13 protein-coding genes are annotated in these 14257 nt (G+C 72.8%); 9 read left to right on the forward strand and 4 right to left on the reverse strand.

Features of this window, described 5'->3' with window-relative positions; translation table 11 throughout:
* Positions 1–34 precede the first annotated feature (34 nt).
* Positions 35–460, forward strand: coding sequence for a DUF350 domain-containing protein (locus Actob_RS07655; RefSeq protein WP_284919356.1), 426 nt, complete (start codon positions 35–37; stop codon positions 458–460).
* Between the two features lie 214 nt (positions 461–674).
* Here Actob_RS07655 and Actob_RS07660 read toward each other — a convergent pair whose 3' ends face one another.
* Entirely contained in the window at positions 675–1820 is a 1146-nt protein-coding gene (locus Actob_RS07660) for a low temperature requirement protein A (RefSeq protein ID WP_284919357.1), read from the reverse strand.
* A gap of 57 nt (positions 1821–1877) precedes the next feature.
* Between Actob_RS07660 and Actob_RS07665 the strand changes: the two genes are divergently transcribed.
* Positions 1878–2708: a helix-turn-helix transcriptional regulator gene (locus tag Actob_RS07665; RefSeq protein WP_284919358.1), complete on the forward strand. Its 831-nt coding sequence runs from the start codon at positions 1878–1880 to the stop codon at positions 2706–2708.
* On the opposite strand, the gene Actob_RS07670 is transcribed toward Actob_RS07665, so the two are convergent.
* Positions 2645–3019 (reverse strand): VOC family protein, encoded by a 375-nt coding sequence (locus Actob_RS07670; RefSeq protein WP_284919359.1) that lies wholly within the window; start codon positions 3017–3019, stop codon positions 2645–2647. The two genes, Actob_RS07665 and Actob_RS07670, sit on opposite strands and share 64 nt — an antisense overlap.
* Before the next feature lie 108 nt (positions 3020–3127).
* Between Actob_RS07670 and Actob_RS07675 the strand changes: the two genes are divergently transcribed.
* Both Actob_RS07675 and Actob_RS07680 read left to right on the forward strand, forming a co-directional pair.
* The gene (locus Actob_RS07675; protein ID WP_284919360.1) at positions 3128–3901 is read left to right on the forward strand and encodes a type 1 glutamine amidotransferase; all 774 of its coding nucleotides are present in this window, start codon (positions 3128–3130) and stop codon (positions 3899–3901) included.
* 1 nt (position 3902) lies between these two features.
* Positions 3903–6875: a bifunctional [glutamine synthetase] adenylyltransferase/[glutamine synthetase]-adenylyl-L-tyrosine phosphorylase gene (locus tag Actob_RS07680; protein WP_284919361.1), complete on the forward strand. Its 2973-nt coding sequence runs from the start codon at positions 3903–3905 to the stop codon at positions 6873–6875.
* A 793-nt stretch (positions 6876–7668) separates the two neighbouring features.
* Here Actob_RS07680 and Actob_RS07685 read toward each other — a convergent pair.
* The gene (locus Actob_RS07685; RefSeq protein WP_284919362.1) at positions 7669–8106 is read right to left on the reverse strand and encodes a MarR family winged helix-turn-helix transcriptional regulator; all 438 of its coding nucleotides are present in this window, start codon (positions 8104–8106) and stop codon (positions 7669–7671) included.
* Positions 8107–8190: 84 nt separating this feature from the next.
* Between Actob_RS07685 and Actob_RS07690 the strand changes: the two genes are divergently transcribed.
* Positions 8191–8397, forward strand: a complete 207-nt coding sequence (locus Actob_RS07690) for a hypothetical protein (RefSeq protein ID WP_284919363.1) — start codon at positions 8191–8193, stop codon at positions 8395–8397.
* A gap of 13 nt (positions 8398–8410) precedes the next feature.
* On the opposite strand, the gene Actob_RS07695 is transcribed toward Actob_RS07690, so the two are convergent.
* Complete coding sequence (locus Actob_RS07695; protein WP_284919364.1) at positions 8411–9946, reverse strand: hypothetical protein; 1536 nt, start codon at positions 9944–9946, stop codon at positions 8411–8413.
* A gap of 58 nt (positions 9947–10004) precedes the next feature.
* Between Actob_RS07695 and mptB the strand changes: the two genes are divergently transcribed.
* From mptB to Actob_RS07715, 4 genes are read left to right on the forward strand one after another with little or no spacing between them, the layout of a single operon-like run.
* Entirely contained in the window at positions 10005–11399 is a 1395-nt protein-coding gene (mptB, locus tag Actob_RS07700) for a polyprenol phosphomannose-dependent alpha 1,6 mannosyltransferase MptB (RefSeq protein ID WP_284919365.1), read from the forward strand.
* Entirely contained in the window at positions 11326–12504 is a 1179-nt protein-coding gene (locus Actob_RS07705; RefSeq protein ID WP_284919366.1) for a glycosyltransferase 87 family protein, read from the forward strand. Before mptB ends, Actob_RS07705 begins: the two co-directional genes overlap by 74 nt.
* A gap of 56 nt (positions 12505–12560) precedes the next feature.
* Positions 12561–13499, forward strand: coding sequence for an ATP-binding cassette domain-containing protein (locus tag Actob_RS07710; RefSeq protein ID WP_284919367.1), 939 nt, complete (start codon positions 12561–12563; stop codon positions 13497–13499).
* Entirely contained in the window at positions 13496–14257 is a 762-nt protein-coding gene (locus Actob_RS07715) for an ABC transporter permease (RefSeq protein ID WP_284919368.1), read from the forward strand. Before Actob_RS07710 ends, Actob_RS07715 begins: the two co-directional genes overlap by 4 nt.

A 14257-nucleotide genomic window follows, 5' to 3' on the forward strand; every position in this document is an offset into this window, starting at 1 on the left:
TCTCTGCTGACGTCAGGCGACAAGGGGAGAGGCCGTGCTGCAAGAGTTGCTGGAGGGGGCCGGGCGGAGCATCGTCTTCGGCGGGATCGGCATCGGTCTGATGGCCCTCGGCTTCGTGCTCATCGACATGCTCACGCCGGGCAAGCTGCGTCACCTGATCTGGACCGAGCGCAACCCGAACGCGTCGATGCTGCTGGCCGCCAACCAGCTGGGCATCGCGCTGATCGTGTTCACCTCGATCTGGACCACCTACGACTCGTTCGGTCAGGGTGTCGCCTCCACCGCGCTGTTCGGCGTGCTCGGCATCGCGATCATGGGCCTGGCCTTCCTGGTGCTCGACTGGATGACGCCGGGCAAGCTCGGCGAGGTCATCTGCACCCCGGATTACCACGGTGGCGCCCTGGTCAGCGCCGCCTCGCACTTCGGCGCCGCCCTGATCGTCTGCGCCTGCATCGCCTGACCGACCCGACAAGCACAACCCGATTCGGGTACGCCCCGGGCACCCGCCCGTCCGTGGCCCGCACGCGAGGCCGCTCAGGGCGCGGACCGCGGCGCGGCCCCCGGTTCCGGCTGGCGCTCACGGTGGTCTCGGACGTCGGGATACCACCACCAGCGCCAGCCGGGGGTGAGCAGGGTCGGCGGGACGGTGCTCACGGCGTACCGTGAATCGGGTTTCAGGCTCCTCGGCCGAAGTCGCCGATGGCTTCGGCGAGGCTGGAGCGGCGGATGCGGTGGACGTCCTCGACGATGGCGCCGCCGGCCATGATGATGGCGACGGCGGCCAGTTGCGCGACCGCCAGCAGGTGCCCGAGCGGCGCGGTCGCCACGCACAGAGCCGCGACCCCGATCCGGTACGCCGCGCCGGGCAGCCGCAGCAGCCGCAGGAAGGCGGCGTGCCCGAGCAGGTAGAGCGCGATGCCGCCGCCCAGCGTGACCGCCTCACCCCAGTGCAGGCCCTCGAACGGATGCCCCACCGTCTTCTTGATCCCGACCGCGGTGACGACGATGCCGAGCAGGATCGGGATGTGCGCGTAGCCCCAGGCGTTCAGGGCCAGCCGGGCCCGCCGCCCCGGATCGCCGGCCTCGGCCAGCACGTGCTCGGAGCGCCGATCGCCGTCGGCGAAGTAGGCCCACCAGAGGTAGTAGGCCACGCAGAGGCCGAGGACCGCGGCCAGGATCACGCCGCCGGACAGGTGCGCGCCCACGCCGACGCCGATCGCGATGATCGACTCACCGATCGCGATGATGGTGACCAGGCTGTGCCGCTCGACGAAGTGCGCCGCCGAGATCTGGTGCAGCTCCGCCGGGTGCAGGTAGCCGGCCGCGATCTGCACCAGCGGAGCGGCCAGCCAGCACAGGTGCCGCCACGGCTCGCCGGGTAGCAGCCCGCCGGTCAGCACCAGCAGCGCGGCCAGCAGGTTCAACGGGCCCAGCGTCCGCATCACCCGCACCGCCGCCGGGCCGGCCTGCAGGAACATCACCGAGTGGCTGATGTTGACCAGCACGTAGGCGAGGCCGAAGATCCAGCCGTACCTGCCGAAGGCCGCCGGGATGGCCAGCGCCATCACCAGGAACCCGGCCATGCCGACCAGCAGCAGGGTGCGCCGGGTGGTGGTGGCCGGGGCGACGGCGTTGGTGAGCCAGGCGTAACCCGAGTACATCCACCAGACCACGACCAGGATCAGCACCACGTCGATCAGGCCGGCGGGTGTCAGGTGGTGCGCGAGGTAATCGGCGAGCTGGGTGACCGTGAAGACGAAGACCAGATCGAAGAAGAGTTCCAGCGTGGACACCCGGACACCGGGAGACTCCTGCGTCATGCCGCAGACACTAAGCGCTCGAGGATTTTGTCGTACCCCCGCTCTACCGTGCGAGACGTGAACCGTACCGATCGGCTCTACGCCATCGTCGAGGAACTGCGGGCGGTCGCGCCCCGGCCGCGCAGCGCCCGGTGGCTGGCGGACCGCTTCGAGGTGAGCACCCGCACGGTGGAGCGGGACATCGCCGCGCTGCAGCAGTCCGGCACCCCGGTCTATGCCGAGCCCGGCCGCACCGGCGGCTACTGCCTGGACCGCGCGCACACTTTGCCGCCGGTCAACCTGACGCCCGAGGAGGCGGTGGCGATGGCGCTGGCCCTGCGCCGGCTGGACGGGACACCGTTCCGGCAGGCCGCGGCCAGCGCGCTGCGCAAGCTGGTGGCCGCGATGCGGGCCGACGACGCGGCCGCCGCGCACGCCCTGGCCGGCCGGATCCACCTGGTGGGTGGCTCGGCGCCGGCCGTCATGCCGCCGGCGTTGCCGGTCGGCCAGGTGATCAGGATCGGTTATCGGGATCGTTCCGGCACGGTGACCAGGCGAGACGTCGAGCCCCAGGGCTATGTCGCGGTGCGCGACAGTTGGTACCTGATCGCCTGGTGCCGGCTGCGTGACTCGGCGCGGATCTTCCGGGTCGATCGGATCAGCGAGGTGACGCCGACCCGCGAGCCGGCGCCGCCACGCACCCTCGACGAGAGCGAGTTGGACATTCCCGCCGACAAGCGGGAGCGGCTGTCCCTCCTCACCGAGCCGGCTCGCTCCGCCGCGTCCCGCGGCGGGCGCCTGGTGGCCGGTGCGGGGGTGGGGCAGGCTTCCGCACCGGCCACGTTTCACCGAGCCGGCGGCGTGAAGACGCCGAAAAGGTTGCCCAGCGGGTCGCTGAGCCGGGCGTAGACCAGCCCGTTCTCCTCCCGCCGCGGCCCGACCAGCACCTTCGCGCCGTGCGCCTCGGCCTGCCGGCAGGCCGCCTCGGTGTCGGCCACCACGATCAGGAAGATCGCCTGGTCCGGGGCCTTGCCGCCGGTGCCGTAAAAGCCGCCGAACGGCGCGCCCCCGTCCGGCCCGGTGACCATCCGGTACGGCCTGCCGTCCAGCCCGAGCGAGGTGTCGTCGTCGGCGAACGTCCAGCCGAACACCTCCCCGTAGAACCTCTCGGCCTCCTCCGGACGCTCGGTGCCCACTTCGATCCAGCCGATGTTGTTCATCCCATCCTCCGTCACGACGACGTCAAAGCTGTCGGAAGGAACTCTCGCGGGCGGCCGCGACAACGTCCTGTCGGTGTTTGTCGCGCGGTAATTCGTTAGCCTCGTCACGTGAGCACAGCGCTTGTCATCGAGAACGATCCGACCGACGACCTCCGGCGACTCGGGGACTGGCTGACCGAGGCCGGGCTGCGGCTCACCGTGCTGCGGCCCTACGCCGGCGACGACCTGCCCGAGACCCTCGACGACTACGCCGCGCTGATCGTGCTCGGCGGCGACCAGAGCGCCTATCCGGACGCGGCCGGCAGCCCGGGCGCGCCCTGGTTCCCCGCGCTGGAGGGCCTGCTGCGCAAGGCGGTCCGGCACCGGGTGCCGACCCTCGGCGTCTGCCTCGGCGGGCAGCTGCTGGCCGGCGCGCACGGCGGCCTGGTCGAGCGCAGCCCGTCCGGCCCGGAGATCGGACCGGGCCTGGTCGGCAAGCGCGACGCCGCCGACACCGACCCGCTGTTCAAGTGGGTGCCGCTGCTGCCCGACGTGATCCAGTGGCACCGCGACGAGATCACCGAGCTGCCGCTGAGCGCCACCCTGCTGGCCGCCTCCAGCCGGTACCCGCACCAGGCGTTCCGGATCGGTGACCGGGCCTGGGGCCTGCAGTTCCACATCGAGTGCGATGCCGAGATGATGGCCGACTGGACCCGGACCGGCGCCGCCGACCTGGCCGAGCTGGGCTACGACGCGGAGGCGGTGGTGCTCGCCGTCGCCGAGATCCTGCCGGACGTCGAGGAGGTGTGGCAGCCGTTCGCCGCCCGGTTCGCGGCGCTCGCCCTGGGCACCCTGCCGGACGCCGACATCCCGGCCAGGAACCTGCCACTGCTGGGGCACTGAGATGACCCGGCCCACCCGGCTGGCCCGGTACGGCTTCGCCGACAACGGGGCCGCCCTTCTCGGTGCCCAGGGCCTGCGGCTGTGGGACGCCGAACAGGGTCCGGTCAGCCCCGACGCGGCCGAGCTGATCCACGCCCTGTCCCGGGCCGCCGATCCGGACCTGGCGCTGCGTCAGTTCCACCGCCTGGTCGACTCGGTCTCCCGGGCGGCCGAGCGGGCCAACGGCGGCCGGCCCACCGGCCCGACCGGCGAGATCACCGAGAACGCCGCCACCCGGGAACTGATCGGCCTGCTCCACCAGGACCACGGGCTGCGGCGGCGGCTGGTCGCGGTGCTCGGCGCGTCGTCGACACTCGGCGATCACCTGATCGCCAACGAGCAGGAGTGGCGGACCCTGGCCACCGCGGCGAGCGGGCTGCCACCCGACCCGGAGGGCCACCTCGACCTCGACGAGGCGACAGTGCCGGCGCTGCGGAAGGCGTACCGGATCGCCCTGCTGCGGATCGCGGCCGCCGACCTGACTGGCGGCCGCGGCCTGGAACCGACGATGGCCGCGCTCTCCACGCTCGCCGACGAGACCCTGGCCGCGGCGTACGCGATAGCCGTCGCCGCCCTGCCCGCCGGCACCCCGGAGCCCCGCCTCGCCGTGGTGGCGATGGGCAAGTGCGGTGGCAACGAGCTGAACTACGTCTCCGACGTCGACGTGATCTTCGTGGCCGCCGGTGACGAGGACCTGCCGGCCGGCACCACCGTCGCGGCCCGCCTGATCGAGATCTGCGGGCAGGTGGCCTGGCCGGTGGACGCCGCGCTGCGCCCGGAGGGCAGCCGTGGCCCGCTGGTCCGGACCCTCGCCAGCCACCAGGCCTACTACCGGCGCTGGGCGCGCACCTGGGAGTTCCAGGCGCTGCTCAAGGCCCGCCCGGCGGCCGGCGACCTGGCCCTGGCTGCCGAGTGGCTGGCCGACCTGGGACCGCTGATCTGGCACGCGGCCGAGCGGCCCGAGGCGGTCGCCGACGTGCGCGACATGCGCCGCAAGATCATCGACAACGTGCCGGCCAAGGAGCTGGACCGGGAGATCAAGCGCGGCCCGGGCGGGCTGCGCGACATCGAGTTCGCGGTGCAGCTGCTGCAACTGGTGCACGGCCGGGTGGACGAGACGCTGCGGCTGCCGGGCACCCTGCCGGCGTTGCGCGCGCTGGTCACCGGGGGCTACGTGGGCCGGCAGGACGGCGAGACGCTGCTGCGCGGATACCGCTTCCTGCGCGCCGTCGAGCACCGCCTGCAACTGCAGCAGCTGCGGCGCACGCACACCGTCCCGGACGACCCGGCCGCCCTGCGCTGGCTCGCGGCGGCCCTCGGCTACACCCCGCTGCCCGGGCAGGACGCCGTCGAGGCGTTCCGCTCCGACTGGGTGGGTCACGCCGCCAACGTCCGCCGCCTGCACGTCAAGCTGCTCTACCAACCCTTGCTGGAGGCGGTGGCCCGGGTGCCGGCCGAGGCGCTGCGGATGACCCCGGAGTCGGCGCGCCGGCGGCTGGAGGTGCTCGGCTTCGCCGACCCGGCCGGCGCGCTGCGGCATCTGGAGGCGCTCACCGGCGGGGTGACCCGCACCTCGGCGATCCAGCGCACCCTGCTGCCGATGCTGCTGCAGGACTTCTCCGACGCCCCGGAACCGGACCGTGGCCTGCTCAACTACCGGCAGGTGTCGGACAAGCTGGGCAGCACGCCGTGGTACCTGCGGCTGCTGCGCGACGGCGGCCCGGTCGCCCGCCGGCTGGCCCGGGTGATCAGCCTCTCCCGGTACGCCACCGACCTGCTCACCCGCGACCCGGAGGCGCTGCGGCTGCTCGCCGACGACCCGGAGCTGCTGCCCCGGTCCCGGGAGAAGCTGCTGGACGGGTTCGCCGCGGCCGCCGTCCGGCACGCCGACGACCCGGTCAAGGCGATCGCCGCGGTCCGCGCGCTGCGCCGCCGGGAACTGTTCCGGCTGGCCTGCGCGGACATCCTCAGCCACGGCGGCGCCCTGGCCCCGGCCCAGCCGATCGACGTGCACGCGCTCGGCGCCGCGCTCTCCGACGTCACCGACGCCACCCTGAACGCCGCACTGCTGATCGCCCGCCGGTCGAAACCGGGCCCGGCCGGGATGCGGTTCGCGGTGATCGGCATGGGCCGCCTCGGTGGGTACGAGATGAGCTACCCGTCCGACGCCGACGTGCTCTTCGTCTTCGACGGTGGCGACGAGGCCGCCGCACACGCCGTCGCCGAGGAGATGCGGCGCCTGCTCAACGCCCCCGCACCCGACCCGGCCCTGGGCATCGACGCCGATCTGCGCCCGGAGGGCCGGCAGGGCCCGCTGGTCCGCAGCCTGCAGGCCTACCGGCAGTACTACGACCGCTGGTCGAAGGTGTGGGAGGCGCAGGCGCTGCTGCGCGCCCGGTTCGTCTGCGGCGACGCGTCGCTCGGCCAGGCCTTCCAGGAGCTGGCCGACAGCAAGCGCTATCCCGAGGGCGGCCTGACTCGCGAGCAGGTGGTGGAGATCCGCCGGATCAAGGCCCGGGTGGAGACCGAGCGGCTGCCCCGCGGCGCCGACCCGAACACGCACACCAAACTGGGTCGCGGCGGCCTGACCGACGTCGAATGGGCGGTCCAGCTGCTCCAGCTGCGGCACGCGCACGCGTTGCCCGGCCTGCGTCGCACCCGCACCCTGGAGGCCCTCGCCGCGGAGTGCGAGGGCGGCCTGGTGGCGGCGGCCGACGCGGAGGAGATGGCGGCCGGGTGGACGCTGGCGGCGCAGGTCCGCAACGCGCTGACCCTGGTCCGCGGCCGTCCGACCGACCAGTTGCCGCAGCACGGGGTGGAACTGGCGGGGGTGGTGCTGCTGCTCGGCGGCGGCGATCCTGGCGAGTTCGTCGACCGTTACCTGCGGACGACGCGCCGCTCCCGGGCCGCCATGCAACGCGTCATGGAATCCTGACCGCGCCGGGCCCGCTGCCTCTGACGACCGCCGCTTTCCGGTACGCCCTCGGCCCGGTCCCGTCCACGCCCGGTCCCGCTCGTGCCCGGCGTGCGTGCCGGGCTCCCGCCCCGGTCCGCGGTTCACACGCTGCCCGTCGTCCACGTGGGTTGCACACAGCGGTATCGGGGCTGGCGCTCATGGTGGTCTCGCGAGCCGGGACACCACCGTCACGGCCAGCCGAAGGTTGGCGGCTGGTGCTCATGGTGGTCTCGCGAGCCGGGACACCACCGTCACGGCCAGCCGAAGGTTGGCGGCTGGTGCTCATGGTGGTCTCGCGAGTCCGGAGACCACCGTCACGACCAGCCAGGGTTCGGGCTGGTGCTCAGGGTGGTCTCGGGAGCCGGGAGACCACTGTCACGGCCAGCCGGGGGTTGGGGGCTGGTGCTCATGGTGGTCTCGCGCGTCCGGAGACCACCGTCACGACCAGCCAGGGTTCGGGCTGGCGCTCAGGGTGGTCTCGCGAGCCGGGAGACCACCGTCATGGCCAGCCGAGGGTTCGGGGCTGGTGCTCATGGTGGTCTCGCGAGCCGGGAGACCACCGCCACGGCCAGCTGGGACTGATCTTGACGGGCTGGGGGCGGTTCCGGGTGCGGGGTTGCGGGCGTACCGGAAGAAACGGACCGCGGTCTGGACCGGATCGTAGACCGCGACTGGCCGCATGCCCGGAATGACCGCGAGCATTGGCAACCAAGACTGGCGGCGGCGGCCGCACCGGGGCGGCGGGGTGGGAGCGCCGCGGGCCTACCGGGAATCAGGCGGCTGCGGCGATGACCTGGGTGAGGGAAGCGTGCAGGCGCTGCAGGTCCTCGATCGGCATGCCGAGGCGGGCGACGACCGCGGGCGGGATCTTCTCGGCCTCGGTGCGCAGGGCGCGACCGGAATCGGTCAGTGTGATAGCCAGGCTGCGCTCGTCGGCCGGGTCGCGCTGGCGGGTCAGGTAACCGATCGCCTCCAGCCGTTTGAGCAGCGGGGAGAGCGTGCCCGGGTCGAGCTGCAGCAGCTCGCTGAGGCGGCGCACGGAGAGCGGCGAGTCACCCCAGAGGGCGAGCATCACGAGGTATTGCGGGTGGGTCAGGCCCATCGGCTCCAGCAGCGGGCGGTAGATCGCCACCACGCTGCGCGCGGCCACCGACAGCGCGAAGCAGACCTGCCGCTCCAGGGCCAGCGGATCGGGATCGTCGTCACTCACTTGCGGATCTCCTCAGCTCGACGGCTATCCTACCAATAGTTGGGGTACCAACGGTTAGCGCACCAACTGATTGAGGAGAGCGTCGTGTCGCAGTGGCAGGATCGGTTCGCGAACTGGTTCCACCAGACCTTCGACGACATGTGGTTCCGGACGATCATCGGGCCGGCCCAGACCAAGGGTGCCGTCCAGGGCTGCGACGAGTTCGCCCGCGAGGGGTGGAAGGCCGACCTGGAGCGGCGCAAGCGGTTCACCCGGGAGCAGCGCGAGCGCAAGCGCGCCGCGCAGAGCTGACCGGAGATCGTGGCTAGCTGGAGATCGTGTACCGGCCGGGTCCCGGCACTCGCAGGATCGTCCAGTGACCGTCTCTGATCACCTCAGCGCCGCCCGAGCCGGTCAGCCACCGGTACCAGCGCACCCGCAGGTGGACGTCGCCGGCGGCCGGGGCGTCCAGGGTGATCGAGGCGGCGGTGTGCCGGACCAGGGTGGCCGGGGCCGCGACGATCGGCTGCGGGCCGGCCACCGCGTAGAGCCGCCAGTGCGCGTCCGACCAGACCGGGGTCAGGTAGGGCAAACCGGCCGTGACCAGACGCTCCTCGGCCCGGCCGGACCAGGACAGCTCGGTGTCCGGCACCGCGACGAACTGGACCGCCTGCTCGGCCAGCCAGGCGCGGTAACTCTCCGCGGTCAGCGGCACGCCGGTGCCGGCCGCGCCCGGGACCGTGGTGAAGAAGAGCGGGTTCCGGTCGATGTCCGCCTGCCGCAGCCAGCCGCGCGCCAGCGGGACGTCGCCGAGCCGGGCCGCCTCCCAGTAATCCCTGGTCGGCGGGATCTCCACCCGTCCGGTCAGGGGCGCCGCGGCCAGCCGGTCGGTGAGCGGGCGGAAGTAGGCGGGGTCCGCCGCCGGATTACCGATGTCGCGCAGATCCGCCGACACCACCGGCGGCTGCCACCAGGCGACCAGGGCGAGAATCCCGGCGGTCACGGTCCGCTTCGCCCAGCGGTCCGGCAACGTGGCGTACGCCGCCAGCACCGGCAGCGCGAACATCACCGCCAGCCGCGTCGCGTTGAGTCCGACCGGCGTGTGCACCAGAGCCGCCGCCAGCACACCGGCCGAGGAGAGCAACGCGCCGATCCGGATCGGTCGTGCCCGGACCAGCGCCGCCACCAGCAGCCCGGTCAGCACCGCGTGCAGGGTGTCGGTGCGGCTGATGTTCATCCACCCGCCGTCGCCGAGGAACAGCGCGCTGACGCCCATCGGGACGGCCGCCGGCACCGCGATCAGCAGCCCGGCCGGCACCCGGCGGCTCAGCAGCAGGGCGGTGCCGGCCAGGCCGAGGAACAGGCCGACGACCGGGCTGGTGGCCGCGGCGAGGGCGGCCAGGACCGCTGCGGCGGCCGCTGCGGCACGCCGGGGCAGCCAGGTCAGCGCGAGCAGCGCGGCCAGCCCGAGGCAGACGCCCAGGCCGTACGTGACCCGCCCGCTGACCAGGTTTCCGGCGAGCCCGGCCACGCCGAGCGGGGCGGCCACCCACAACCGGACCCCGCCGGTGCGCCGGAACAGCAGGACCAGGAGCACCGATCCGGTGACCAAGGACACCACGCCGGTAAGCCGCGCTCCCAGCAACGCCATCACCGGCTGTGACACCAGGCTGTAGCCGAGCTGGTTCACCCCGGCGTACCAGCGCAGGTCGATCGGGGTCCAGCCGTGCGCCGCGAAGAACTCCGCCCGCCCCACCTGCGCGGCCAGGTCAGAGCCCATCCGTGGGGCCGTCAGGTAGGCGCCGCCGAGGACCGCCGCCACCAGCGCGGTGATCACTTCCAGCCGGTGCCGTAGCCACATCCCGTCGACAGTACCGGGCACCCCGTGGGTAGCAGCGCGTCACGGTAGGGTCAGCGCCATGCCCCGTCCGTTCCTCGTCCGCACCACGGGGCTGCTCGGCAGCGCGCTGCTGGCCGGCGCCGCGTACCTCGGCGGCGCGCGCTGGCCGTGGGCACCGCCGATGAACCCGCGCACCATCTTCGCGGGGCGGGACGGGGTGCTGCTGCCGGTGCTCTGGCTGGCCGGCACGCTGCTGCTGACCGGCGCCTGGTGGGCCGGGCGGCGGGTGGTGCCGTCGGCGCGGTGGGCCTTCGTCACGGCCGGGCTGTGGGCGCTGCCGCTGCTCCCGTTCCTGCCGCTGGGCAGCTACGACGCTTATTCGTACGCGTGTCAGGGCTGGCAGCAGGCGACCGGGCTGGATCCGTACGCCGGTGGTGTCGATCTTCTGGGGTGCCCCTGGGACGACGCCGTCGCGCCTACCTGGCGTGCCGCCCCCGCGCCGTACGGTCCGGTCTTCCTGGTCCTGGCCGCCGCCGCGGCCAAGCTGGCCGGCTCGCTCACCGGGACCCTCGCACTGCTCCGCCTGATCGCGGTGCTCGGCGTGGTGGCGCTCGGCGCCTGCCTGCCGGTGCTGGCCCGGCGGGCCGGGGTGCCGGTGGAGCGCGCGGTCTGGCTGGTGTTCGCCTGCCCGCTGGTGCTCATCCACCTGATCTCCGGCATGCACAACGACGCGGTGATGGTGGCGCTGCTGGCCGGCGGTCTCGCGGTGGCGGCGACCGGCCGTGGGTGGCCGGCCGGCGTGCTGTTCGGGCTCGCGGTGGGGGTGAAGGCGACGGCTGTCGTCGCGCTGCCGTTCGCTATCTTCCTGATCCCGCGGGCGTGGTGGCGGGCCACGCTGGAACTGGTCCTGGGCGCCGCCGGTGCCCTCGCGCTGGTCTCCGCCGGGGCCGGGCTGGGGCTGGGCTGGATCGGCGGGCTGACCGGCAGCGGCGTCTCGGTGCAGTGGACCGCGCCGCCCACCGCGATCGGGATGACCCTGGAGCTGCTCGGGGTGCCGCACGCGGTCGCGGTGACCCGGGTGCTCGGCCTGATCGCCCTGGCCGGCGTGCTGCTCTGGCTGTTCCGGCGGGCCTGGCGCGGCGGTGACCCGCTGCTGCACGCCGGGCTGGCGCTGGCCGCGACAGTGCTGCTCGCCCCGGTCTTCCACCCGTGGTACGCGATCTGGCCGCTCACCGTGCTGGCCGCCACAGTGCGGCGGGAGACTCGCTGGCTGGTCGTACCATGCGCGGTGGCCGCCGTCCTCTGCCTGCCCGACGGTTACAACCTGGCCCTCGCCACCAAGGCGCAGGGCGCCGTCGCGATGACGGTTTTCGCCGGTTTTCTAGCGTGGAAAGTGCTGCATGAAGCGAATCGTGACCCTGATCGTCTCCGTACTGGCCGCGGCGGCACTGATTCTCGTCTCCGGGCTCCGTAACAAGTTCTTCGACTCGAAGGTCTACTGGGGCGCGGTGCGGTACTGGTTCCACGACGGCGGGATGGTCTACGACTGGCTGCAGCGGGACACGCCGTACGGATTCACCTACCCGCCGTTCGCCGGGCTGGTCATGTCTCCGATGGCGGTGCTGCCGTTCGTGCTGGTCGTGGTGCTCGCCTCGATCGGCACCGTGGTCACCACCGGGCTGCTGGTCTGGTGGCTGGCCGGGCCGGTGCTGAGCCGGATGAAGCAGCCGCTGTGGCTCACCTTCGGGGTGGCCTGGTGCGTCGCGCTGGCCTTCGAGCCGGTCCGTGAGACGTTCACCTTCGGTCAGGTGAACACGCTGCTGCTCACCTGTGTGACGGCGGACATGCTGTTCGGCGTGGCCCGCGGCAAGTGGTGGGCCGGCGCCGGGATCGGGCTGGCCACCGCGATCAAGCTGACCCCCGGCGTGTTCATCCTGTACCTGCTGGTCACCCGGCGCTGGCGGGAGGCCGGCACGGCGATCGGCGCGGCCGGCGCGGCGACGGTGCTGGCCGGCGCGCTCTTCCCGGACCAGTCCCGGGAGTTCTGGACCTCGGCGCTGTGGGACACCAACCGGGTGGGCAGCCTCTGGTTCCTCTCCAACCAGTCCGAGCGGGGGATGCTGGCCCGGTTCCCGTTCGACGCGGTCGAGTCGCAGGTGTGGATCGTCTGCGTGCTGGCCACGCTGGGGTTCTGGGCGTGGCGGGTGACCCGTTCGCGGGACGACGTGCTCGGCGGGCTGGCGCTGACCGGCATCCTGGGCTGCCTGATCAGCCCGGTCACCTGGATCCACCACTGTGTCTGGCTGATCCCGGCGCTGATCCGCTGCGTGGAGCGCTTCTGGACGGCCGGTGACCGCCGGCCCGCCTACCTGGCGGTCGCCGCCTACGTGCTGATGAGCTCCCACCTCACCTGGGCGTGGGAGAACCGCCCGCAGCCGCCGCTGGCGTTCCTGGGCAGCAACATCTATGTCTGGTTCGGCCTGGCTCTGCTGATCTGGACACCGGTCGGCACCCGCAGTCCGGTTGCCGTCGGCGAACCGGAAAGGGTCTTGGCCCCGGATCTCGGCAAGCTGGTCTGACACCGTCCGGACCAGCGTGTCAGCGCCGTGTCAGCGGTCCTCGGCACGGTGTCGGCATGGGAATCGACACCAACGCCATCTACGCCGAGGGCCTGGTGAAACGCTACGGCGACACCACCGCCCTGGCCGGGGTGGACCTCGCGGTCCGACCCGGCACGGTGCTCGGCCTGCTCGGGCCGAACGGGGCCGGCAAGACCACCGCGGTCCGGATCCTGGCCACCCTGGTCAGCCCGGACGCCGGGCACGCCACTGTCGGCGGATTCGACATCGGGAAGCAGGCACACCAGGTCCGCCGGCTCATCGGCCTGACCGGGCAGTACGCCTCCGTCGACGAGCAGCTCACCGGCACCGAGAACCTGATCATGGTGGGGCGCCTGCTCGGCCTCTCCCGCCCGGCCGCCCGGGACCGCGCCCGCGCCCTCCTGACGCGGTTCGATCTGGTCGACGCCGCCGCCCGCGCGGCCGGCAAGTACTCCGGCGGGATGCGGCGCCGCCTCGACCTGGCCGCCAGCCTGGTCGGCGACCCGCGCCTGCTCTTCCTGGACGAGCCCACCACCGGCCTGGACCCGCGCAGCCGCAACGAGGTGTGGGACATCGTCCGCGGGCTGGTCGCCGACGGGACCACGGTGCTGCTCACCACCCAGTACCTGGACGAGGCCGACCGGCTGGCCGACGAGATCGTGGTGATCGACCACGGCCGGGTGATCGCCACCGGGACGCCGGAGCAGCTCAAGGCCCGGACCGGGGTGCGGACCGTGACGGTGAGCGCGGCGCTCGCCGACGACCTCGAGAAGCTGGTCGCCGAGGTCCGCCGGGTCGCCTCCGGCCCGGTCGACGTGCGCGGTGACACGGTGGTCGCGCCGGTCACCGATCCCGGCGCGCTGACCGCCCTGGTACGGCGCCTGGACGACGCCGGGCTGGTGATCGCCGAGCTGGCACTGCGCAGCCCGAGCCTGGACGAGGTCTTCCTCGGCCTGACCGGAGCGGCGCGATGAGCACGATGGCCGTACGCAACACCGCCACCCTCGCCTGGCGGACCCTGGTGCAGATCAAGCACAACCCGGTGGAGCTGATCGACTTCAGCATCCAGCCGGTGATGTTCCTGCTGCTGTTCACGTACGTCTTCGGCGGGCAGATGGCCGGCTCGCCGCAGGAGTACCTGACGTTCGCGCTGGCCGGGATCATCGTGCAGAACCTGCTGTTCGCCACGATGAACACCGGGGTGGGCCTGAACACCGACATCAGCAAGGGCGTCTTCGACCGTCTGCGGTCGCTGCCGATCGCCCGGTTCGCGCCGCTGGCCGGGCGGATCGTCGCCGACGTGATCAAGCAGGGGTGGGCGGTGGCGCTCCTGCTCGGGGTCGGCATGCTGCTCGGCTTCCGGATCACCACCGGGCCGGTCGAGGTGCTCGGGGCGTTCGCGTTGCTGCTCGGGTTCGCGCTGGCCGCGTCGTGGATCTCGGTGCTGGTCGCCATGCTCGTCGACGAGCCGGACAAGGTGCAGATCTTCGGATTCGTGCTGATCTTCCCGATCACGTTCGCGAGCAGTGCCTTCGTCCGGCCGGAGACGATGCCGGGCTGGTTACGGGGGTTCGTGCGGATCAACCCGGCCAGCGTGCTGTCCGACGCCGTGCGGGGGCTGCTCACCGGCGGCCCGGTGGCGCGTCCGGTGCTCGAGTCGGTGCTGTGGGCGCTGGCCCTGCTGGCGGTCTTCGCGCCGCTGTCGGTGCGGGCGTTCCGCCGCCGGACCTAG

It is taken from the genome of Actinoplanes oblitus, from assembly GCF_030252345.1.
In the GTDB taxonomy this organism is placed as follows: domain Bacteria; phylum Actinomycetota; class Actinomycetes; order Mycobacteriales; family Micromonosporaceae; genus Actinoplanes; species Actinoplanes oblitus.

Coding starts and splice junctions, on each gene's coding strand:
- Actob_RS07695 (WP_284919364.1), bottom strand. CDS start 9,946: ATGTGGCTACGGCACCGGCTGGAAGTGATCACCGCGCTGGTGGCGGCG.
- Actob_RS07715 (WP_284919368.1), top strand. CDS start 13,496: ATGAGCACGATGGCCGTACGCAACACCGCCACCCTCGCCTGGCGGACC.
- mptB (WP_284919365.1), top strand. CDS start 10,005: ATGCCCCGTCCGTTCCTCGTCCGCACCACGGGGCTGCTCGGCAGCGCG.
- Actob_RS07680 (WP_284919361.1), top strand. CDS start 3,903: ATGACCCGGCCCACCCGGCTGGCCCGGTACGGCTTCGCCGACAACGGG.
- Actob_RS07670 (WP_284919359.1), bottom strand. CDS start 3,019: ATGAACAACATCGGCTGGATCGAAGTGGGCACCGAGCGTCCGGAGGAG.
- Actob_RS07660 (WP_284919357.1), bottom strand. CDS start 1,820: ATGACGCAGGAGTCTCCCGGTGTCCGGGTGTCCACGCTGGAACTCTTC.
- Actob_RS07710 (WP_284919367.1), top strand. CDS start 12,561: ATGGGAATCGACACCAACGCCATCTACGCCGAGGGCCTGGTGAAACGC.
- Actob_RS07705 (WP_284919366.1), top strand. CDS start 11,326: ATGAAGCGAATCGTGACCCTGATCGTCTCCGTACTGGCCGCGGCGGCA.